This is a genomic window from Acaryochloris thomasi RCC1774 (genome assembly GCF_003231495.1).
GTDB lineage: Bacteria > Cyanobacteriota > Cyanobacteriia > Thermosynechococcales > Thermosynechococcaceae > RCC1774.
The window spans coordinates 126147-146858 of record NZ_PQWO01000012.1; the positions used below are offsets into that span (position 1 = coordinate 126147).

General features: G+C 51.3%; 23 protein-coding genes. 16 read left to right on the plus strand and 7 right to left on the minus strand.

Annotated elements, in window-relative coordinates:
* Positions 1 to 56: 56 nt before the first annotated feature.
* Positions 57 to 1115, plus strand: coding sequence for a hypothetical protein (locus C1752_RS18075; RefSeq protein WP_110987457.1), 1059 nt, complete (start codon positions 57 to 59; stop codon positions 1113 to 1115).
* A 105-nt stretch (positions 1116 to 1220) separates the two neighbouring features.
* Positions 1221 to 1772: a hypothetical protein gene (locus C1752_RS18080; RefSeq protein ID WP_233501701.1), complete on the plus strand. Its 552-nt coding sequence runs from the start codon at positions 1221 to 1223 to the stop codon at positions 1770 to 1772.
* An 83-nt stretch (positions 1773 to 1855) separates the two neighbouring features.
* Here the strand turns inward: C1752_RS18080 and C1752_RS18085 are convergent, their stop codons facing one another.
* Positions 1856 to 2569 (minus strand): hypothetical protein, encoded by a 714-nt coding sequence (locus tag C1752_RS18085; protein ID WP_110987459.1) that lies wholly within the window; start codon positions 2567 to 2569, stop codon positions 1856 to 1858.
* Between the two features lie 82 nt (positions 2570 to 2651).
* Positions 2652 to 3860, minus strand: a complete 1209-nt coding sequence (locus C1752_RS18090; RefSeq protein ID WP_110987460.1) for a glycosyltransferase family 4 protein — start codon at positions 3858 to 3860, stop codon at positions 2652 to 2654.
* Positions 3861 to 4062: 202 nt separating this feature from the next.
* Here C1752_RS18090 and gcvT point away from each other — a divergent pair, with 202 nt between their 5' ends.
* The 7 genes from gcvT to C1752_RS18125 all read left to right on the plus strand — a co-directional run bounded on the left by gcvT (position 4063) and on the right by C1752_RS18125 (position 8691).
* A complete protein-coding gene (gene gcvT / locus C1752_RS18095; RefSeq protein ID WP_274704525.1) occupies positions 4063 to 5166 on the plus strand; it encodes a glycine cleavage system aminomethyltransferase GcvT in 1104 nt (367 codons plus the stop codon).
* An 89-nt stretch (positions 5167 to 5255) separates the two neighbouring features.
* Positions 5256 to 5645 carry a glycine cleavage system protein GcvH gene (gcvH, locus tag C1752_RS18100; RefSeq protein ID WP_110987462.1) on the plus strand — a complete coding sequence of 130 codons (390 nt, stop codon included), beginning with the start codon at positions 5256 to 5258 and terminating at the stop codon, positions 5643 to 5645.
* 230 nt (positions 5646 to 5875) lie between these two features.
* Positions 5876 to 6202 carry a DUF3155 domain-containing protein gene (locus C1752_RS18105; RefSeq protein WP_110987463.1) on the plus strand — a complete coding sequence of 109 codons (327 nt, stop codon included), beginning with the start codon at positions 5876 to 5878 and terminating at the stop codon, positions 6200 to 6202.
* Between the two features lie 76 nt (positions 6203 to 6278).
* Positions 6279 to 7100, plus strand: coding sequence for an endonuclease VIII (nei, locus tag C1752_RS18110; protein WP_110987464.1), 822 nt, complete (start codon positions 6279 to 6281; stop codon positions 7098 to 7100).
* A 154-nt stretch (positions 7101 to 7254) separates the two neighbouring features.
* Complete coding sequence (gene upp / locus C1752_RS18115) at positions 7255 to 7905, plus strand: uracil phosphoribosyltransferase (protein ID WP_110987465.1); 651 nt, start codon at positions 7255 to 7257, stop codon at positions 7903 to 7905.
* Positions 7906 to 7988: 83 nt separating this feature from the next.
* Entirely contained in the window at positions 7989 to 8297 is a 309-nt protein-coding gene (locus C1752_RS18120; RefSeq protein WP_110987466.1) for a ssl2009 family thylakoid membrane protein, read from the plus strand.
* Positions 8298 to 8418: 121 nt separating this feature from the next.
* Entirely contained in the window at positions 8419 to 8691 is a 273-nt protein-coding gene (locus tag C1752_RS18125) for a YggT family protein (protein WP_110987467.1), read from the plus strand.
* A gap of 61 nt (positions 8692 to 8752) precedes the next feature.
* Here the strand turns inward: C1752_RS18125 and C1752_RS18130 are convergent, their stop codons facing one another.
* A complete protein-coding gene (locus tag C1752_RS18130) occupies positions 8753 to 9205 on the minus strand; it encodes a hypothetical protein (RefSeq protein WP_110987468.1) in 453 nt (150 codons plus the stop codon).
* Between the two features lie 223 nt (positions 9206 to 9428).
* Entirely contained in the window at positions 9429 to 9635 is a 207-nt protein-coding gene (locus C1752_RS18135; RefSeq protein WP_110987469.1) for a hypothetical protein, read from the minus strand.
* 530 nt (positions 9636 to 10165) lie between these two features.
* On the opposite strand from C1752_RS18135, the gene C1752_RS18140 reads away from it, so the two are divergent.
* Genes C1752_RS18140 through C1752_RS18155 form a run of 4 tightly spaced genes read left to right on the plus strand, consistent with a single transcriptional unit; the run spans position 10166 to position 13675 of the window.
* Entirely contained in the window at positions 10166 to 10774 is a 609-nt protein-coding gene (locus tag C1752_RS18140; protein WP_110987470.1) for a cysteine dioxygenase family protein, read from the plus strand.
* A 13-nt stretch (positions 10775 to 10787) separates the two neighbouring features.
* On the plus strand, positions 10788 to 12281 hold the full coding sequence (locus tag C1752_RS18145; RefSeq protein ID WP_199464439.1) for a sensor histidine kinase: 1494 nt from the start codon (positions 10788 to 10790) through the stop codon (positions 12279 to 12281).
* The gene (locus C1752_RS18150; RefSeq protein WP_110987471.1) at positions 12278 to 12952 is read left to right on the plus strand and encodes a response regulator transcription factor; all 675 of its coding nucleotides are present in this window, start codon (positions 12278 to 12280) and stop codon (positions 12950 to 12952) included. The genes C1752_RS18145 and C1752_RS18150 overlap by 4 nt, the downstream gene beginning before the upstream one ends.
* 30 nt (positions 12953 to 12982) lie before the next feature.
* Entirely contained in the window at positions 12983 to 13675 is a 693-nt protein-coding gene (locus C1752_RS18155) for a polysaccharide deacetylase family protein (RefSeq protein ID WP_110987472.1), read from the plus strand.
* Positions 13676 to 13780: 105 nt separating this feature from the next.
* On the opposite strand, the gene C1752_RS18160 is transcribed toward C1752_RS18155, so the two are convergent.
* Entirely contained in the window at positions 13781 to 14746 is a 966-nt protein-coding gene (locus tag C1752_RS18160; RefSeq protein ID WP_110987473.1) for a DnaJ C-terminal domain-containing protein, read from the minus strand.
* Positions 14747 to 14941: 195 nt separating this feature from the next.
* Positions 14942 to 15625: a glycoside hydrolase family 24 protein gene (locus C1752_RS18165; RefSeq protein ID WP_339373415.1), complete on the minus strand. Its 684-nt coding sequence runs from the start codon at positions 15623 to 15625 to the stop codon at positions 14942 to 14944.
* A 134-nt stretch (positions 15626 to 15759) separates the two neighbouring features.
* Between C1752_RS18165 and surE the strand changes: the two genes are divergently transcribed.
* From surE to C1752_RS18180, 3 genes are all read left to right on the plus strand, one after another.
* On the plus strand, positions 15760 to 16569 hold the full coding sequence (surE, locus tag C1752_RS18170) for a 5'/3'-nucleotidase SurE (protein WP_110987474.1): 810 nt from the start codon (positions 15760 to 15762) through the stop codon (positions 16567 to 16569).
* Positions 16570 to 16629: 60 nt separating this feature from the next.
* Positions 16630 to 17043 carry a hypothetical protein gene (locus tag C1752_RS18175; RefSeq protein WP_110987475.1) on the plus strand — a complete coding sequence of 138 codons (414 nt, stop codon included), beginning with the start codon at positions 16630 to 16632 and terminating at the stop codon, positions 17041 to 17043.
* 63 nt (positions 17044 to 17106) lie between these two features.
* Positions 17107 to 18147: an AI-2E family transporter gene (locus tag C1752_RS18180; protein WP_110987476.1), complete on the plus strand. Its 1041-nt coding sequence runs from the start codon at positions 17107 to 17109 to the stop codon at positions 18145 to 18147.
* Positions 18148 to 18187: 40 nt separating this feature from the next.
* Here C1752_RS18180 and ppk1 read toward each other — a convergent pair whose 3' ends face one another.
* The gene (gene ppk1, locus C1752_RS18185) at positions 18188 to 20560 is read right to left on the minus strand and encodes a polyphosphate kinase 1 (protein ID WP_110987477.1); all 2373 of its coding nucleotides are present in this window, start codon (positions 20558 to 20560) and stop codon (positions 18188 to 18190) included.
* Positions 20561 to 20712 lie beyond the last annotated feature (152 nt).

The following is a 20712-nucleotide window of genomic DNA, read 5'->3' on the forward strand; positions in this document are numbered from 1 at the left end:
ACCTCAACTGTGTGACTCTGATCACAGGTACTCTTTTATATTTTTTGTAGCGCTAAATGTTGACAGAACAGCAGCAGGACGGCCACCTGCTTTACTACGGGCCAGCCAAGCCCAAAGGACTCCCCAGACGGCTGATTCACGTGAACGGCATGGCCAGTGACGTTAAAAAGCAGCTCCGCGACCTAGAGGCGCTGGTGTGGATGACCGTTGAACATCCGACCGACATCGTGGGGGTCCATAACAGCACCGCCAATTTTCAGAGTGATCTTTTAGAAAGCACGTTGGGCGGCGCAGATTTAGTTCAGCATCGGGCCGATCGCCAAACGCCAGAGAGCCAGAAGCGACTGCGGGGATACGCCGATTCTTTGCAGGCCCTCTGCGACCATGAGCTACCGTCGGATGCTGATATTTTAGCGGCGGTGCAGCGTCTTCAGCGTTCTCTCACCGTTGCTGAAGGACAGGAGAAGGCCCAGTCGCCCATCGACTTAGAGCTGATTCGACGGCTGCCCTTTCTGCAGGATATGGACCTGTCAGCTCTAGAGAGCTATCTATACGGAAGCTATCCAGCCGGTGCGCCGCGACCGACGATGCGGACAGCCTATGAAATTATCCGGGCCATTCGGGCGGGGGCAGAGGTGCTGCTGGTGGCGCATAGTCAGGGAACCATCATCACGGCGGTGGCGCTTCATATTGTCAAACAGCTTTTGGGGGGAGAGGTCTGGGCTAAGTCTCTCCGTTTCGTGGGCTATGGGCCCGTGATTCTATTTGATGATCTGCCGATGGAGATGAGATCGCAAACCATCCTCATTCAGCACCGTCAGGATCTGATTGCCGAGTCCTTCAGCAACCAGCGCAACGTTGATCTATGGAACAACATGCAAACCCAGGCCAAAAATCTACTAGAGCAGGCCGATCGGATCTTTCAAATGGTCAGTCGAGACTCCCACCACAGCGCCAGCGTTTATCTAGGACTAACGGGGGATATTGCTGGTGATCGCTCGGCCCAACTGATCAAGCAACTGCTGACCGAAAACTGGGAGAACCACCCGTTCATCCAGGGGCTACGGGCCAGCCGAATTATTCTAGAAGAGCCTGAAACCTATATCCAGCCGTAACCAGATTGAGTTTTGTTGCGGGTTCACTTGCGAATTGTTGCGCGCCCTTACCCTCTCTAGTCGAGGCCGTTAGGGTGAGTATAACTTTGGTGGAGGTTAAAGCCAATGAGTCGTTCATTTCCAAATTCAGACTATTCAAAAGACCAATTCTCAATGGCCGTCGCCACCCACGCGTCTCTCTGGCGCAAAAGCATTATCGTTGTCCTTGTGGCCTGGCTCGGTGCCAGTCTGCTGCTAGACCTTGTTGTTATGCCTAGCCTCTACGGCGCGGGCATGATGGACTCTTCTGGCTTTGCTATGGCCGGAGATATGATTTTCTCGGTTTTCAACCGTGTCGAACTGCTGGCCGGTTCTGTAGTCCTGACAGGCTGCCTAATCTGGTCTGCGATCAACAGTGCGCGTCCGCTGCAGCAGCAGTCGTTCATGCTCGCTATTGCCGCGCTGCTGCTCGTGATTCCCTTGGTCTACACCTATGGCCTTACACCTAGCATGGGCGCATTAGGCATTCAGCTCAACCTCTTTGAGACCGCAACTGTTCCCAAGCAGATGGACCAGCTCCATCAAACCTATTGGGGCTTAGAGCTGCTCAAGCTAACGGCAGCAGGTCTACTTCTCTCCCGCTTCTGGAAGAATTCAGACATTTCCTTAGCGCAGTAAACGCCTTCGTTTCCAAGCATCCAACGCAACAGTAAATACCAGCCTCCAGCACATCCGCTGGGGGCTATCTTTTTGCGTGTAGACTACTCGTACCAGCTATTCAGAAACGCGATGCGCTGCGTTTGACTCGGTAAGCGAGCAAAGTTGAGAGCCACGCTATAGAAATCATCCCTGAATCCGCGTTCATGGGGCGAGAGAACGGCTGACTGTGGAAAGGTGCGGTCTAGGGCAGCTTGCGCCTGACGATTGGGTGTCACAACGCTGCCTTCTGCATAGTACTGTCGCCGGGCTTGAATCTGACGGATGGCCTGCGTAAATTTTCCCTGAGTGATTCGGTCTGCGGCAAACAGCTCACTGTCAAAGGCTTGAACTTTTGCCGCTAAGTAGTCGGTGCGGGAGGGATTAGGCGTTGCTTTCTCCAGAAGGATCTGGGCAAGAGTTGTTTCATGTAAACACCCTAAACCTGTCCACACTTGAGTCATGGGGACGGCCATCAGATAAAGACGCCCTTGGGCTGGGTCAAATTCAAATAAATTAGCGCGCCGCTGCTGGGCCATCTCGACTTCGGTGAGCGCCACGACGGCAAAGCGATCGCGCTCAGGCTGAAATGCACTGCCCTGTTGAGCATGGGCTTTATAAAACTGAGGAATAGCTTGGAGCTGAGCATGGCCAGCTGTAACGGCTTCCATTCCCCGCAGGCAGTTGGCTAAGGTGGCTTGGCGAATATCTTGGGCCTGACTGGGCACGCTCCAGGCAAGCATCGAGATCACCGTTAGCACAATGGGGAAACGAGCCATGAATTGATGAGGGTGCAATTTACCTTCCCAGTATAGGCGCGCAGCCTCTCAGCACTGCACGTTTTAGAGATCGAGACTCTGCTTAGAGACCCGACTGCAGCCAGTCAAGATGTTGGGGCAGTAGTTTTGCCAGATCGTAACGCTCCTGAACAGTTTGACGGGCATTAAGGCGGATTCGAGCCATGCCGTCGGGGTGATCGAGCACTTCTAGGATGCGATCGCAAACTCCCTCTGGCGAGAAGAACGGCGTTAGCAGACCATTCTCACCATCCTTAATGACCTCTTTGACCGGCTCAGTATCGGATGCCACTAGCACACAGCCCGCCGACATTGCCTCCAGCATTGACCAAGACAGGACAAAGGGCCGGGTCAAATAGACGTGCACCGAAGAAGCCTGCAGCACCTTCAGGTAAAGATCATAGGGCAACCGCCCCGTGAAATGAAGTCGTGATAAATCGAGTGGGAGCTTATCCAGCATCAACTGCTTATAGGTTTGACCATCAGGCAACTGCTTACCATAGGCCACCCGATCTTCGCCCACCACCACTACATGGGCCTGAGGCCGGCGTTGCAGCAGCCGCGCCACCGCCTCCATAAACTGCGGAAAACCGCGATAGGGTTCCATACCACGCCCCACGTAGGTCACCAGTTCTTTAACTTGCGATAAATCTAAATTGCACTCTGGCAATACCAGTTTGGCTCCGGGCTGGGGTTTGAAATACTGAGTATCGACCCCATCATGCAAAACCTTGAGCTTAGAGTGAAGCTCTGCAGGGAACTGCTGGCGTTGCCAACCCGTGGGACACAGCCCCTGATCGCAGCTCGCCAGATCAAGCAAAATGGGCGCATTTTTAATCCGAATCCGGGCCTCATCATCAGCCTGTAGCGGATCGGCAGGGTCAAAATCAGCATCAGAGCCGTGGGCGCGATAGTACCACTCGAAAAAGCTGCAGAACTTTGCTTTTGGGAAAATATCCTTCACGAATAACCCCGGTCCCCAGCCTGAATGGGCATAGACAACATCAGGGACAAAGCCGCGTTCTCGCAACTGCTGAGCCACCCGAAAAACAGCCTGCCCCTGCAGCACAGCGCTCTCTAAACTGCGGACATAGTGATGGGTTTCAGGCCGCACTTCTCTTGAAGGCTTGTAGAGCACCTTCGTGACGCCGGTCATACTGCCCTCAGGACGGGCAGTGCCGAACACGACTTGATGCTGGGGATCTTGGGCTAGGACAGCTGCCAGATGCCGGAACTGAGCTGGGAAGTTGGGATGAAGGAAAAGAATCCGCATGATGATCGAATGCTGCAGTACGCCTCGCTATGATGCCCAGTTATCCGGCGCAACACATTGACGACTCGTGAAGTTATTGTTGAACGATGCGTTCCTAGTTTAGTCGATGGCCTAGATCTCGAAAGCAGAGGTGTCGGCGGAACCCTTGGCAGAGCACGGAATGATGTTAAATTGAAGGCCTCAATTGGCAAGAGGCAAATTCGTGGCGCAGGTTGAACTCAAGCAAACTCCTCTATTTCAGCAACACCAAGATCTCAAGGCTCGAATGATGGGGTTTGGCGGCTGGGATATGCCCGTGCAGTACCAGGGCATTACAGCGGAGCATCAAAATGTTCGCCAGCAGGCCGGGATGTTCGATATTTCCCACATGGGCAAGTTTCTCCTCAAGGGCAAGAATCTACGGCAACAGCTTCAGTCCCTGGTTCCGTCTGACTTGGGTCAACTGCAGCCGGGGCAAGCAAAATACTCTGTCTTCCTCAATCCTGAGGGTGGAATTATCGATGACTTGATTTTCTACTACGAAGACCAAGATGATGCGGGCCTCGAACTGGGAAAGCTGATTGTTAATGCTTCAACAACAGACAAAGACAAGGCTTGGCTCTTAGAGCATTGCTCTGAAAAGGACTTAGGTTTCAAAGATGTTTCGACTGAGCGGGTGTTAATTGCCGTTCAAGGTCCAAAAGCTGTCGAGATTCTGCAAAGCTTAACGCCAACAGACCTATCAGCCGTGGGCAATTATCGTCATCAAACCGGAACAATTCTAGACCAGCCGGCCTGGTTCGCTCGCACGGGCTACACCGGCGAAGATGGCTTTGAGATTATGGTGAGTTCCGAAATGGGTGACCAGCTTTGGCAAACGCTTCTGACTCAGGGCATTGCGCCTTGCGGATTGGGCGCCCGCGACACCCTACGTCTAGAGGCGGCAATGGCACTCTACGGCCAAGATATTAATGACACCACCACGCCTCTGGAAGCGGGCCTGAAATGGCTGCTCAATTTTGAAGGCGATTTTATTGGCCGTTCGGCGCTGGAGCAGCAGAAGGAATCCGGCGTCTCTAAACGACTTGTGGGCCTACAAATGGAGGGGCGTAATATTGCCCGTCATGACTATCCGGTGTGTGTGGATGGTCAGGTGGTGGGTACAGTAACAAGTGGTTCATTCTCGCCGACTTTGGGAGTTGCGATCGCACTTGCCTATCTCCCTCCTAACCTTACCAAGGTAGGTCAGTCCGTTACCGTAGAGATTCGGGGCAAACAATGCCCAGCAACCGTCGTCAAGCGCCCTTTCTATCGGCGCTCCAAATAGACCTCAAACAGTCCAAATTCGGGCACAATAATCTCTAGACTCACTGATACAACAACCCACCTAGATAATCCCTTGATTGGAGCAACCCCATGAGCTTTGAATATCCAGAGACTCTTAAGTATTTCGACTCTCATGAATATGTGCATCTTGAGGGCGACACCGCCACCATCGGCATCACCGCCTATGCCGTCGATCAACTCGGGGATATTGTCTTCGTTGAACTGCCCGAAGTCGACGAACAACTGACCAAAGGCGAGACCTGTGGCAACATTGAATCGGTCAAAGCTGTTGAAGATCTCTATGCCCCGATCACGGGCAAAGTTGTGGAATGCAATGCAGCAGTGATCGAAACCCCCGAGATGCTAGCGGAAGATCCCTACCAAGCAGGCTGGCTCATGAAAATTCAAGTGAGTGACCCCACCGAGCTAAAAGATTCTCTGTCTGTCGGCGACTATCGAACTCTGGTTGAAGGAAGCTAGCTTCTACGGCTAGACAGTTGGCTTTCAATCAACCTAATTCAGACGAAACTTTGCACTTCTTTACACAAGCAATCGTTACCTACTCGACGTAGCAGGCTCTGTGCTGATTTGTCGTCATGAAAATTTAAATAAATTTGAGTTTTCAGTGTCAAATCGCTATAATCGGGGTCGGTTTTGTAACAAGAACTACAGTAGATTGATCGCTGAGTAGTCGCAAGGGAGGTCTGGCTTTGGCAAGAAGACGGAAGCGTAAGAGTCGTCGTCGTCAGGAAGGGCGAAGAATTTTAGAATGTATACCCCAGTTCAGTATTGAAAGCGGTGAAGACAAGCCCGTAACTGCAGCTCGGAAGTATATTCAGACAGCGGGTATTGTTCCCCCAGCTTTGCTATTAGTAAAGCGAAACGAGCATACAACAGATCGCTATTTTTGGGCTGAGAAAGGTTTATTCGGTGCTCAGTACGTTGAAGAGAACCACTTTCTCTTTCCGAGTTTGCGCTTAGAGGCTGAAGAAACGGTTGACGCTCCAGAGGCGGCTGTCGCTGTTGCTGCCGGATAAGTTTAGTTCCGTAAATGTAATCTGTAGTGGAGGCTTTCATAGCCTCCATTTTTTGTGCTGAGCGGAGAGCGTTTTCGTGCCTGAAGGTCCAGAAATTAGACGAGCAGCGGATCGAATCGCAGCGGCAGTCGTTCAGCAGCCTTTGCAAGAGGTCTGGTTTGCTTTTGCACATCTGCAGTCCTACGGTGCTGCTTTAAGCGAGAGCCGGGTGACCGCGGTGCAAACCCACGGCAAAGCAATGCTGACGCGCTTCAGCAATGGCCTCAGTATCTATAGCCATAATCAGCTCTACGGCAAGTGGATGGTGCGTAAGGCTTACAGCTATCCTCAAACAAATCGGCAGCTGCGGCTAGCGATACATTGCGATCGCAAATCAGCCTTACTCTACAGCGCCTCAGATATTGAGATTCTAGATGACGACACCATCCTTGCTCATCCCTTTTTGAGTCGCATTGGTCCCGACGTACTGAGCGATCAACTCAGCATTGAAGATGTAGAGCAGCGGTTTCAAGACCCGACATTCCACCGCCGCCGGTTAACAACTCTATTATTGGATCAACACTTCTTTGCGGGGTTAGGCAACTATCTCCGCAGTGAAATCTTGTTTGTCGCTCGGGTTCACCCACAACTGCGCCCTATAGACTGTACCTCTAGCCAAATCCACAACCTATCTGCAGCCGTCCTTTCCGTCACCCAGCAGTCCTACCAAACCGGTGGCATTACCAACAACATTAAACAGGCCGAACAGCTCAAGGCCAGCGGCATGGCGCGTCGTCACTATCGTCACTGGGTCTTTAGTCGCGCCCGTCAACCCTGCTTTATCTGTCAAACCCCGGTCATCAAAGAACTTTCCAGCGGGCGTCGCTACTATTACTGCCCCCAATGCCAGCAGAAGTAGTGGCTTACTCAAAAATTTTCAACCCACTATCTACCCGCCCCGATGGGGACAACAGCTTTCAAGCAGGGCGTCAGCCTCCTGTCTAGGTCAAGGACAGCTTATGATAGTTCAGGCTCCACACCATTGAGCCGTCGATCAAGAGGTCTCGCTAGCGATGTCCATGCAGCTCCGTGTCTACGTTCCGCCTCACCCGCTCGTCAAGCATTGGCTCGCCATGGCGCGGGACAAAAATACCCCTGGCATCCTCTTCCGAACCGCCATGACAGAGCTGGGGCGCTGGCTGACCTATGAAGCCATGCGAGACTGGCTGCCCGTCATCGAAACATCAGTTGAGACACCTCTCGGCCCCGCAGCCGCCACCATCATCAACCCAGAGACGCCCATCGCTGTTGTCCCCATTCTGCGGGCAGGGCTGACGCTACTAGATGGGGCGCAACAGGTTTTGCCCCGCGCAGCTACCTACCACTACGGTCTAGCGCGGAATGAAGAAACACTGCAGCCTTACTGTTATCTCAACAAGCTGCCCGCCACTTTCGCCCCAGAGACCCGAATTTTAATTAGCGAACCCATGCTAGCCACAGGGGGGGCGATCATGGCTACGATGCAGGAACTAACCCAGCGCCAAGCGAACCCAGAACTTGTTCGCATTATTTCTGTTGTTGCAGCCCCTCCCGCGCTTCAGCAGTTGGGGCAGACCTACCCCGGCCTCCAGATCTACACCGCCACCATCGACGAAGCCCTCAACGACCAAGGCTTCATTGTGCCGGGGTTAGGAGATGCAGGCGATCGCGCCTTCGAGACCTAAAGGAGGCTAAAGAAATACAGTAGCCTCAGCCGAAAGCTGAGGTTAATCGCTAAGCTAGGAACAGGCCGTTAAAGGATAAGCCGATGAGCAGTGACAACGATCGATTCGGGGGCGGTTTCCTCGCCGGGAGCATTTTCGGAGGCATCACCGGAGGGCTGCTAGGTGCCTGGATTGCCACCAAATTGAGCAATCGCCTCACGTCTGAACCGCAAACGGATGAAAGCGATGATCCAAGCACCCCCCAATTCAGACCTCCCGTCTTCATGGGCGGTAGCGATTTAGAAATGGAAGACGCCCGTCAGAGCCTTGAAGACAAAATCTCTCAACTTAACTCAGCTATTGATCAAGCCCGTGAACAACTGAGTGAAGTGAACGGCAATGCTTCAGATTAATTGTTAGCTGAGTGCGTCTATTGCCCAAACCTTCTTATTCTTTTTAGAAGCGTAGGCATCCCAGGCAATGACATCAGCTAAACTTTAGATACTGCTCGTCATTCGAAACAAACAGCCAACCATGGACCCTATTACTCTAATCATTACGTCTTTAGCGACCTTCGTGCAGATATATCTATATCTGCTGATCGCTCGCGTGTTATTGAGCTGGTTCCCAAATATTAATTGGATGAACCCACCTTTCTCAATTCTTAGCCAGCTCACCGATCCATATCTGAATATTTTTCGATCAATTATCCCTCCCCTCGGCGGCATTGATCTATCGCCAATCCTAGGATTTTTGCTGCTTCAGGTTCTTCAAGGTGCCTTAGTTAGAATCCCTTATATGATTTAGTGACCGGCTAACAGAAAAATGCATCTTGAGCATTCGCTTTTCTTCTGCACTCTGAGAAGCACTAACGAACTTTCGCGGCGAACCCGCTTGCTTTGAACTGCTCAAGCTGTAATGGGGGCTTAAGACCCTCAGGAACGCTAATTCTAAGTTCAAAGGTTCCCACCCCCGGGTCTACCTCATTGATAGAGCCTAGGCGAGTGCGGTTCTCCATGACCGGGTTGTTATTCGTGTCATAGATCCGGCCAAAAACATCAGCATCTACTACAGGGCTGTTAGAGGGGTTCTTTGTCGTCCCAGTAATCAGGAAGCAGTTGGCAAGTCTTAACGTCGGCCCTCCGCTGGTAACGGTCCCTTCACCCACTTTGTCTGGGCACAGATCGGCAGACAGATCCGTCAGCTTGATTTGGGTCACGGCTTGGGCATCAGGACTGGTAAAACCACTCACACATAACAGGAAGAGGGCCAGCATCGAGCTGAGTAGGGAACGCCAAAGTAGAGTGATGTTTAATCGCATAGGTGTTCGTCAAATAACATTCTCAACAATCGCACATTATCTTTGTGCTTTTGAATCCTGTGTAACCTCAGTTAACGCTCTCTTGAGGAATCGGGAGACAATAAAAAAACAAAAAGAGGTGGAGAATAATTGCCACCTCAAGTATTCTATCGCTATCTGCTAGCTCTAAAGAGCAGAGCCAGTCAAACTATCAGAGTTGCGGTTTGACTGGTTAATGTTTTGACTAAGGAGCCGAAGCACCGCAGGGATCTTCTTTCGCGCCACAAGGATCTGCAGCGGCACCACAGGGATCTGCAGCAGCACCACAAGGATCTGCAGCACCATCAGTCTCCGCAGGTGCATCAGTAGCAGGCTCAGAGCAGCTCGTAACCAATGCTCCTGAACCCATTAGAGAAACAGCGGCAACCATTGCCATGTAATTAACTTTCATAATTCTCTCCGTTGATTAAAGAATCAAATGAACCAAACACACCGAAGTTGCGGCTTTATCCTGGCAATCATAGCAATGAGTTACCGAGTTTGGCGAGAATCATGGTCACCGCCAAGATCTTTGTAGGGGCGAACTCAGCACTGGAAACAGTTCAAGTCTAGTAATATCGGCGATCTGCAACATCACCTTCTTTTATATAAGTTGTGGAGTAAATAGACACCTTATTTCTCTTCTTTAGTTTTTTCAGGGACTGGGATACTTTGAGGTAATTCATACAAAGTGTGCTGCTCTCAGTTAAAACTTATCTGATCGTCAGGACAAAATCATCCTTGCCCTTTTAGATGGGGGATGGAAGATTAATGATAATTACTCCAAGTGCTGGAAGCCCAATATTTACTTTTAGGCTGAGGGTATTGGAACAATGCAGAGGTTATGAGGGCAAACAAGAACCTTTTGCCGCGACGACAGAAGCAGATCTTCTGTCTCGCAAACAGAAACGGTCTAGTTATTGCAAATAGTGGTATATCAGCGTGGTTAATCAAGATTGGCTAGCAACAGAAGACGGAAAGTGGCAAGTCTGCCACAGCGCAGTTCCCGGTGAAGGCCTACATCAGTATCGCCTGTATCGCTTTCTTACCAATGTAGAAGACATCATCGAGCACCACTCCCAAGAGCAGGTTCGTTTAGAAAAGATGCGCCCCTTGGTACGCCAATTACTAACTGAATCCACATGGCTACAGTTCGCCGCTCAGCCGCCCGACCCGAAGGTGGGATGGTCGGTGAACTTTCTCTATGAAGAGCCTCAATTCCCGCTCACGATTCAAATGGTGGCATGGTTACCGGGTCAAAAGTCTCCCATCCATAACCATGCGACTTGGGGTGTTGTTGCGCTCCTTAGTGGTCAAGAAAAAAATCGATTTTGGCGGCGGGCCGCAGACGAAAGCCATCCCGATCGAATTGAGCAGACGGGAGAACTGATTTTGAATCCAGGGGACATTATTAGCTTTATGCCAGATGCTATCCATGCTGTCGAGGCATTGGGAGACGAACCCACCGTTAGTTTCAATATTTATGGAGCACCCAATTACCAAGACCGCTGGAGATTTGATCCGCAAGCCCATACGGCTCAGCAATTTTGATTTGCGCCGCTCTATGCCGATGAAACGCGCTGTCCCTCAAGTCTTTCAGAACCTGCCAGCAAAGCTGAAAAGGCGGATCAACTGGTCATCTTTAGAGGTGCAGTTAACGCTAGGCATAGGTACGCTGTTTGCCTTATCGCTCAGTAGTGTGGCGATCTGGACCTGCTGGAAAATGCAGCGCATTCTCATCGAAAGTCATAAAAAGAATGTCTTCACGGTTGCCAGTCAGGTTACGGAAGACATCACCTTCTACAGCGAGATGCTACCGATGAACAAAAGCCTCCAGAAGGCCATTGACAATCGAGCATCTCGCAATCTTCTGCTCTGGATCGAGAAAGAGGATGCATCTTTAGTGGCTGCTCCTGCCATCACAGGGCCAGCGTGGCAGCGTGTTGGCCACCCCAGCGACCTTGCCCAAACTTTTCAGAAGGGTTCGCTCTTTGATCTCTATCAGGTTCAAGATCGCGAATTAGTTGCCTGTCGCAGTCCTCTGGTGATCGGCACTCAAACGTTAGGCACTCTGTTTGTGGCTCAAGATATTACGCAGGATCAGCGACGCATTAACGACAATATTCAAACGCTGGTGCTAGCGACGAGCCTGGCAATGATACTGTCGCTCTTTGCCATTGCCTACTTTATTCGACGTTCCCTCCAGCCGCTGTTTCAGATGCAAGCCATGACACAGAAGATATCGGCTGAAGACCTAGGACATGCCCAAGTCGTTCTGCCAAAAGCCTCAAGTGAAATTCAATCGTTGGCCAATACCTTCAACATGATGCTGGCTCGTTTATCTGAAGCATGGGCCCAGCAGCATCATATTGGGGAACGACAGCGACAGTTTGCGAGTGATGTTTCTCATGAGCTGAGAACTCCCCTCACTATTGTCAGAGGCTATTTGCAAAGTACGCTGCGCCGCAGCGATAATTTGCTTGACCATCAGCGCGAAGCTCTTGAGGTAGCTGCGGGTGAGGCCGATCACACAATTCAGCTCCTGCAAGACTTACTTAACTTAGCGCGGGCCGATGATGGCTATATGGCCTATGATCTACAAATTCTGATTCTCAACGATGTTGTGACAGGCGTAGTGCAAGTCGCAGAACAGTTCAGCCATCGGACAATTTTGGTGGAGGCGAAGGCGTCGCTGATTCCGATCTATGCAGACGCGAATCGCCTCCACCAAATCTTGGTCAATCTAGTAGAGAATGCCTTGAAGTATTCGGACGAGGCTGAGCCAGTGAGAATCAAGCTAGAGCAAGTCGATAAACAGGCTGTTATTCAGGTTTGCGATCGCGGCCCCGGCATTCCGCTACAGCAGCAATCTCGCATCTTTGATCGTTTTTATCGTTTGGACGAAGCCCGTACTCGTTCGATGGGAGGGACAGGCCTAGGACTATCTATCGTTAAAGTCTTTGTAGAGGGGATGGGGGGACAGGTCACTGTTCGCTCTGAGCTCAACGAAGGCAGCACCTTTACCGTTACATTGCCCATATCTGCAGTATCGCTATGACCGCAAATATTTTATTAGTTGAAGACGAAGTCAAACTGGCCCAGTTTGTGAAACTAGAACTTGCCCAAGAAGGGTACGAAGTGACGGTGGCCAATGATGGGATGACCGGTCTCACTTCGGCTCGAGAACTGCAGCTTGATCTGATTATTCTCGATTGGATGCTGCCTGGTTTCACTGGCATTGAGGTGTGTCGTCGACTGCGAGCGACGGGTGATCAGGTACCGGTGATCTTGTTGACAGCCAAAGATGAGATTAGCGATCGCGTCGAGGGCCTAGACGCGGGCGCAGATGACTATCTAGTCAAACCTTTTAGTATTGAAGAACTACTGGCACGGGTGCGGGCGCATCTGCGGCGCACTCAAGAAGATGACCCAGACGAGCTGCAGTTCTCTGATTTGACTCTTAATCAGCGCACTCGTGAAATCTATCGGGGTGATCGCTCGATTGAGCTAACGGCCAAGGAATTTGATCTGCTGGTGTATTTAATGCGCCATCCTCGGCAGGTGCTGACGCGCGATCGCATCTTAGAAGAGGTCTGGGGCTACGACTTCATGGGCGATTCCAATATCATTGAGGTGTATATCCGCTATCTGCGCCTGAAGTTAGAAGAGAATGATGAAAAGCGCATGATTCAAACGGTGAGGGGTGTGGGATACGTCATGAGAGAGTAGTCCTACGCTATAGGTGGTCGATCTCAAATTATGGGCATTGCTCCAGTCCTTCCCTACGTTCATCGCGTTTTAAGTCCTTTATTTCCGGGATGTTTGTGGAAGGGCAACCCGGAGCGCAAGGAAATTGCGCTGACCTTTGATGATGGGCCTCACCCTAAATATACGCTGCAGTTGCTTGAGGCACTGGCTGAATATCAGGTGACGGCTAGTTTCTTTTGGTTAGGAGTCTGTGTTGAACGTGCGCCGCAGGTAGCGCAGGCGGTTTATGAGCAGGGGCATTGGCTGGGACTGCATGGCTATACGCATCGGTCTTTCCCAAGAATGAAGGGGGAACAGTTACTTCAGGACTTGGGGCGGACTCGGGATGCGATCGCATCTATCTGCAACATCGACCCAAGCACCCTTCGAGATGTCCGGCCGCCCAACGGCGTTTTTACCCCTAGTACGCTATCTCGCCTCAAGTTAGGAGGCTACCGCCCGGTAATGTGGAGCGTTGTCCCGGTTGATTGGGTGTGTCCTGGTGTTGAATTGGTTACCCAGCGTGTTGTTGAGCAAACGCAGAACGGCTCAATTATTGTCCTGCATGATGGACTGTGCGGCGGCCAGGATGTGGCTCAGTCTGTTCGTCAGCTTGTACCTCAGCTTCTCGATCAGGGCTATCGGTTTGTCACCATTGACCATCTCTGGAAACAGCAGAATTACATGAACAGTTCATCACGGTAGTCTCGAGAGCGAGTGATTTTCAAGGCTCTCTGCCATCATCGATGTATAGATCATTTGTGTATACATGATGGTAAGGCTCTAGGCTTTTCACAAGAGGTTGAGTTTTTATAGATGCGATCGCGGATTAAAACTCCGCAACTGCGCCAGTTTTTCGTAACACTCTCGCTCCGCAGCAGAAAGCTCTTTTGGCATCACAAGCTGAATTTTGACAATTTGATCCGTGTGCCCGCCCTTTGCCAGCGGCCAGCCCTTGCCTCTCAGCCTCATCGACTGCCCTGACTTAATACCCGCCGGAACGTTCATCTTGACGCTGCCCCCAGGTGTAGGCACGTCGATACTTGCTCCCAGAGCTGCCTCATCAGGGGTAATGGGAAGCTCACAAGTGAGTCGGTCACCTTCAAATTTAAAGAATGAGTGGGGCTGAAGCTTGACCGTCAGATACAGATCACCGCGCGTCTGGGTCATAGGATTAAGCTGTCCCTTACCCCGTACCCGAATCTTAGTCCCTGGCTTAGCTCCGGCGGGAATCCGTACCGAGATGGTTTCACTGCCACCAATGATTAGCCGCTTTTGCACGCCCTGTAGCGCCTCGTCAAAGCTGAGAGAAATCTCAGCCGTAGCATCGGCGGACATGCTACCGGCATTGCCGAAGCCACCGTCATTAAAACCAAATCCGGCGTCATTAAAGCCAAACCCCGGCGTCGCGGTCGTGGTGCGGTAGCTAGGACCGCCTGTTCCACCAAATCCACCCCCAAAGCGCCCCAGTAGCTCATTGATAAACTCATCAAAGCTGCCGTACTGTCCACCAAAGGGATCGGCCGCAGAGGCACCGCCCGCTTGATTCCAGTACTGACCAAACTGGTCGTACTTTTGGCGCTTACTCGAATCGGATAAAACCTCGTAAGCTTCACTAATCTCTTTGAACTTTGCCTCTGCAGCCTTGTCACCGGGATTCATGTCTGGGTGATATTTACGCGCTAGCTTCCGAAAAGTCCGCTTAATTTCAGACTCATCGGCGGTTTTACTGACGCCCAGAATCTTGTAATAATCTTTGAAATCAGTGGCGGGCATTCTTTAAATCTCCTGGCAATCAATCAGCGCGGGACCATGTCAAGGATGCGGCCTCGCTCCCACAAGCATCAGTCAACCCCATTGTGGACTGAGAAAGCATTAGAGAGGGCAGCCGACACGTTCGCAGGAACCGGCAAAATATCTAATCTCACCGTAGCAAAATCAGAAGAACCACAGGGTTCGGTTTTTGCGACTTTAAGAAGACTGAGCCGTCGCTAATTCCTCAGCTAACAGTTGCTGATAGATGCGGGCTAGTTGAGGCGTCACAGCGTTATCTTCAATACCGTAACCGAGGCTAGTCCAGGTTCCAGAGAGGCGCTTGAGGACTGACTGTAGCTGACCGGCCTCTAAGGCTTGAGGAATATCTAATCCCCATGCTTGCTGATCTTGCAGCCACTTATATACAACCTGATCTTGGTACATGGGTTCAAAGCTGTAGGTTTGCCACAACAGCATTTTGTGGGGCTTGGGGTGATAGGCCTTGGCTTTCTCTGCCCAGGTGGTATTGATGAACTGATAGCGACCAGCAGCAGTGGTGCAGTTGCCAACATTGGGGCCAGCAACGATGGGCAAGCAGCGATCAGGATGTCCGCTCAGGTCTTCGACATGGGTGCCGCCATACAGCAGTGTGTAGGGACTAGGGTCGTTGGCTTCGCTGGCGGAAATGGTGCGCATCAGCGCTCGCAAATGGGGACTGCCACCAGACATGGCAAGCGGCGCAATCTCTCCAGGACGGCTGCTTTGCGGGAGTAACCACTCGGGGTTAGGCCGCGGCCAGATGAAAGCTGTCAGCCCCAATAGCGCCAGAGCAAGGATCGTAGGTCGCCATGGGAAACGCGACTCAATTTTGAGGGTTCGAGGTGGAAGCGTGGGAACCAAGGAGACAGCTCCTGAAGGTGATTTTTGATCTATGACGAGGATTAAATCTCAGAAGTGCCTGAATCAGTCTCAAGAAGTGGAAAATTGTGGACAAAGCTTTAAGATGAGACAGCGCAGATGCAGGGATACTCTCAATGAAACTCTTAGTTGGCAATGATGATGGTATTTTTGCTCCGGGTATTAAGGCGTTGGCAAATGCCCTTGCGATCGCAAATCACGAAGTCATCGTTGTCTGTCCCGATCGAGAGCGCTCCGCCACCGGCCACGGCTTAACCATCCATCAGCCGATTCGCGCCGAACTTATGGATGCGATATTTCTACCTCAAGTCAAAGCTTGGGCCTGTTCTGGAACCCCCTCTGACTGCATTAAGCTCGCCCTGGGTGCGTTGCTAGACAGTCCCCCCGATCTGGTGCTGTCCGGCATCAATCAGGGCGCGAATCTCGGCACCGACGTTCTCTATTCCGGGACGGTCTCTGCCGCAATGGAGGGGGCAATTGAAGGGATCATGAGCGTGGCCCTCAGCTTGACTAGCTTCAAAGTTCAAGATTTTCAGGCTGCCGCTCAATTTGCCTGCGCCCTTGTTGATCATCTGCAGAAGCAGCCCCTCAGCGATCCGATTCTTTTAAACGCAAATATACCCGCCGTTCCTGCCGCAGAGATTGCTGGGGTCACACTTACGCGGCAGGGCATTCGCCGCTATCAGGATCTATTTGAAAAGCGCATCGATCCACGGGGCAAGACCTACTACTGGCTCGCAGGAGAAGTGGTGGAAGATGTTGAAGATTCGGCCGCGGCTCATTCTCCACTGATGACAGATGTACAGGCCAATCGGAAAAACTTGATCAGCATCACGCCTCTGCAGTACAACTTGACGGCTCTATCGCACCTAGAAAAGCTTCCACAGTGGGTGGAGCAAACGATGCCGCAGATTCCTGGTGTTTAAGTGCGTTGATCGCTTCGGCAATCAGGGAATCCTAGAGCTGCAGTTGTTAGTTGCTAAAGTATGGCTGAATTTCCTGAGTCGAACGCAGCGATGGGCTATCTCTGCTTAGCCATCGGTACAGCCCTTACCTTGGTCGCCGGAGGCGTGATTCCGACAGATCCATCCCAGTTTTTTGCGCCACGATGGATGCTAGCGCTTGCGGGTTTGAGCGTTATTGCCTGTGGGGGTAGCTTAATCACCCCAAAAGATAGCGTTCCACAGCTCTGCTGTATTGGTTTTATTTTAGTTAGCTTTGCAATGATGGGGGGCTGGGTTGCCGTGTTCAGTTCCGATGATTCCATTGCTGGGGGCATTCCCTTTATCCCTCGCAGCGTTAATATTTTTTTGGGGAGATGCCTGTTTGGCTTAGGCCCAATTGTCTGCTTAGGAATGCTTTGGAGTTTGGTTAGCGGTTCGCTCAAGCAGCAACAATAACAAGATTGCTCTGGCCCGCAGTCAGTGTCATGCTGCTAGGGATATCTGAGTGAGCAAAGGCTGATGAGCGACTCTAGCAAACCGAATCGATGGGATGCCCTCAGTAATTCTGATTTGCTCCGCTTTCTGTTGTTGGCAGCCTGCGGCTGGGTGCTGGTGCAGTTCATCAACTTTTTTTATGGGGTAATCGCGATGTTTGCCAGCGCTGCGATTCTGGCAGTGCTGCTCAACTATCCGGTGAGTCAGTTGGCGCGATTTTTGCCGAGGTGGGTTGCGATCGCAACAACAGTTGCCTCCAGTATCGCCATCGTTGCCACCTTCGTCACATTTCTGGGCCTAGAGGTAATCAATCAGGGTACAGGTCTAGTCACTACGATTACAGAAACACTTCAAACCAGCGACCTGCCCTTTGAAAACCTGCTTGACAAGTTGAACTTTGAAAATCTGATTAGCGTCCTCACCTCAAGTCTCGGGACAGGTTTAGGCATTGCTGGCGGTATTTTCTCTAATACCTTTACCTTCATTTTTGTCGTGGTGATCTCGGTCTATATGCTGATTGACGGCAGCAAGATCTGGCGAACCTGTCTCATCATTGTTCCAGTGGAGCTACGCGATCGCGTTGACAATACCGTTCAGCGCAGCTTCATCGGCTTCTTTCGCGCCCAAATATTTTTGGTGTTGTTTCTCACCAGCCTCAGCTTTGTGATTTACACCCTTCTCGGGGTCAAATTTGCATTGGTCCTTGCCATCGTTGCTGGCGTTCTAGACGCTATTCCCGGCATTGGTGCAACCCTGGGCGTCTTAATCGTCACCCTCTTAGTCTTTGCCTCCCAGGGATTGACGTTGGCAGCTAAAGTCATTTTTGCCTCTGTGATCCTGCAGCAAATTCAGGACAACCTCATTCACCCCAAGGTGATGAAAGAATCGTTAGACATTAACCCCATTTTGATGTTTTTGTCGCTCTTCATTGGCGAAAAAATCGCAGGTCTTTTGGGCCTCTTTCTCTCCATTCCCTTAGCCGGGATGGCGGTTCGCTGGTTCAAAGATAGCCACGAACAACGACTCCAAGTGCAGGCTGCTGAGCATCACGACACTCAAGAATAACCGCAACCATTTCACCGGGCAAACACAGGCTAGGCTCCCATTAAGTACTGGGCGATGTCTGTAGAGCCTGCTCCATGAGCCGGATATGAATACCTGGGTCGTCGCCTTGAGCTTGGCGTTGAACATATTCGCCACTCGCCTGCAGTTCCCAGGCTTGGCGCGTGTCTGCCAGCATCTGCTGTAGCAGATTATAGAGTCGAGTCACCAGAGCCGGATCTTCGATCGGGACAACAGCCTCTACTCGCCGATCCAAATTTCTAGCCCGCCAATCAGCACTGCCGATTAAAACCGTCGGGTCACCCTGGTTCTCGAAATAGAAGATGCGATCGTGTTCTAAGAACCGCCCAATAATGCTAGTTACCCGAATATTCTCGCTTACCCCTGGTACCCCCGGACGCAGGCTACAGATTCCCCGAATAATCAGGTCAATTTCGACTCCAGCTTGAGAGGCCCGGTAGAGGGCCATAATTATTTTTTTGTCGATCAGGGCGTTCATTTTGGCAATAATGCGGCCCGACTTGCCCGCTTCTTGATGAGCAATCTCTCGTTCAATTAGGGCATAGGTGCGATCTCGCAGGCTCACTGGGGCCACCAACAACTTACGATACTGCTGCTGTCGAGCAAAGCCAGTGAGATAGTTGAACAAGTCTGTCAGATCAGCGCCTAAATCCTCTCGGCAGCTCAGCAGTCCCAAGTCAGTGTACAAGCGCGCCGTTTTAGGATTGTAGTTGCCGGTCCCAATATGCACATAGCGACGAATTCTCTGCTTCTCTCGCCGGACCACTAAAGCAACTTTAGTATGGATTTTTAGGCCCACAATCCCATAGACCACGTGCACGCCAACTTTCTCTAGTTTTCGTGCCCATTGAATATTGTTTTCTTCATCAAATCGAGCCTTTAGCTCAACCAAAACTATCACCTGCTTACCGTTTTCAGCAGCGGCAATCAGGCTACTAACAATCGGCGAACCCACCATTGCTGCATCGCCATCAGTACGATATAGAGTCATTTTGATGGTCAGAACATCTGGGTCGTGAGCTGCCTGAGTAATGAAGCGCAAAACCGTCGCCGAGAAAGATTCGTAGGGATGATGAACCAATAAGTCCCGCTCTTGGACCACTGAGAAGATATCGGCCTGATCATCTTCCATGGGCTTATCGAACTTATCAAGTTGCTGGAGAGGCTTCGGTACCGTTGGCACCCAAGATGCCTGTTGAAATTGTGGGAAGGGAAGGCTGGCAATCCCCATCAAATTATGGAGACCGATCGGTCCTTCAACGGCGTAAACATCGCTCTCGCACAGGCCCAGTTCCTGCATCAACTTTTGGCGCATGAAGTCCGGCGTACCGTCCTGGATCTCCACTCGGACCACAGAGCCAAATCGTCGCTTCCGTAGCTCTTGTTCGATCGCTTCTAAGAGATCGTCAGCCTCGTCTTCTTCTAGATCTAGATCAGCATTTCGGGTAATTCGGAAGGGATAGCAGGCTTCTATGACCATGCCCGAAAATAAAGACTGCAGGTTGTGGGCGATCACCTGCTCAATCGTTACTCCCACCCACTCGCAGCCATTTTCACTCAGTCCCGGCATAGAGATAAACCGAGGCAACATATTCGGAACCTTCACCCGCGCAAAGTGGGATTCTCCCATATGTTCATCTTTAACAATCACCGCCAAGCTAAGGCTGAGATTGGAGATATAGGGAAACGGATGCCCTGGATCGACCGCAAGAGGAGTCAGAACGGGGAAAATCTGCTCTAGAAAATACTGCTCTAGATAGGTTACTTGTCGTTCGCTCAGGTCAGAATAGTTAACCAAGCAAATCCCAATTTCAGCCAGTTGGGGAATCAGATCTTGATTAAAGTAGCGATGCTGTCGCGCCACCTCTGGCTCAAGTTGGTCACGGATCGCATCAAGCTGCTCTTTGGGGGTCAATCCATCGTGCGATCGCTGTGTAATCCCAGCTTCGACCAGTCGCTTTAAACCTGAGACGCGCACCATGAAGTATTCGTCTAAATTCGAGCTGTAGATCGCTAAAAACTTCAGCTTTTCCAGCAGCAGTGTGCGCTGATCGAAAGCCTCATGCAGAACCCGTTGATTAAACTGCAGCCAGCTAATTTCACGATTGAAGTAATACTCAGGTGCCGCGATGTTCTGACCGCTGCTGGGAGTTGCACTCACTTGCTGCTGAGCAATCGACTGCTCAGCAGGTTTATTGCTCGGAGCACCATGACTATTAAGCGCAGCAAGGCTATCATTGCTGGCCATTGCTCGAAGTTGACTTGCTTCTGAGGAGGTAACGGAGCTACAGGCGGTACGGGCTTCTATGTCTAGCTGCTGACATAATTCTAAGACCTCCTTTGATTGCAGGCTTAATTCTCGACTCAGCTCATAGATTCGGACGTTGTCGTTCATTCCCTGTGGTCTCTCCGCAATTGACGAATGGCTGGGTAGCAATGGACAAACTTTGATTGACTGGCACAATACGAGGGCTAGCAAACGCAGCTATTTCAAGGGCTGTGCCACTCATGACGTTTCTGGGTCACTGCTAAGCCTGGGTATTGTAG

Coding starts and splice junctions, on each gene's coding strand:
- C1752_RS18075 (WP_110987457.1), top strand. CDS start 57: ATGTTGACAGAACAGCAGCAGGACGGCCACCTGCTTTACTACGGGCCA.
- C1752_RS18080 (WP_233501701.1), top strand. CDS start 1,221: ATGAGTCGTTCATTTCCAAATTCAGACTATTCAAAAGACCAATTCTCA.
- C1752_RS18085 (WP_110987459.1), bottom strand. CDS start 2,569: ATGGCTCGTTTCCCCATTGTGCTAACGGTGATCTCGATGCTTGCCTGG.
- C1752_RS18090 (WP_110987460.1), bottom strand. CDS start 3,860: ATGCGGATTCTTTTCCTTCATCCCAACTTCCCAGCTCAGTTCCGGCAT.
- gcvH (WP_110987462.1), top strand. CDS start 5,256: ATGAGCTTTGAATATCCAGAGACTCTTAAGTATTTCGACTCTCATGAA.
- upp (WP_110987465.1), top strand. CDS start 7,255: ATGTCCATGCAGCTCCGTGTCTACGTTCCGCCTCACCCGCTCGTCAAG.
- C1752_RS18120 (WP_110987466.1), top strand. CDS start 7,989: ATGAGCAGTGACAACGATCGATTCGGGGGCGGTTTCCTCGCCGGGAGC.
- C1752_RS18125 (WP_110987467.1), top strand. CDS start 8,419: ATGGACCCTATTACTCTAATCATTACGTCTTTAGCGACCTTCGTGCAG.
- C1752_RS18130 (WP_110987468.1), bottom strand. CDS start 9,205: ATGCGATTAAACATCACTCTACTTTGGCGTTCCCTACTCAGCTCGATG.
- C1752_RS18135 (WP_110987469.1), bottom strand. CDS start 9,635: ATGAAAGTTAATTACATGGCAATGGTTGCCGCTGTTTCTCTAATGGGT.
- C1752_RS18145 (WP_199464439.1), top strand. CDS start 10,788: ATGCCGATGAAACGCGCTGTCCCTCAAGTCTTTCAGAACCTGCCAGCA.
- C1752_RS18150 (WP_110987471.1), top strand. CDS start 12,278: ATGACCGCAAATATTTTATTAGTTGAAGACGAAGTCAAACTGGCCCAG.
- C1752_RS18155 (WP_110987472.1), top strand. CDS start 12,983: ATGGGCATTGCTCCAGTCCTTCCCTACGTTCATCGCGTTTTAAGTCCT.
- C1752_RS18160 (WP_110987473.1), bottom strand. CDS start 14,746: ATGCCCGCCACTGATTTCAAAGATTATTACAAGATTCTGGGCGTCAGT.
- surE (WP_110987474.1), top strand. CDS start 15,760: ATGAAACTCTTAGTTGGCAATGATGATGGTATTTTTGCTCCGGGTATT.
- C1752_RS18175 (WP_110987475.1), top strand. CDS start 16,630: ATGGCTGAATTTCCTGAGTCGAACGCAGCGATGGGCTATCTCTGCTTA.
- C1752_RS18180 (WP_110987476.1), top strand. CDS start 17,107: ATGAGCGACTCTAGCAAACCGAATCGATGGGATGCCCTCAGTAATTCT.
- ppk1 (WP_110987477.1), bottom strand. CDS start 20,560: ATGAACGACAACGTCCGAATCTATGAGCTGAGTCGAGAATTAAGCCTG.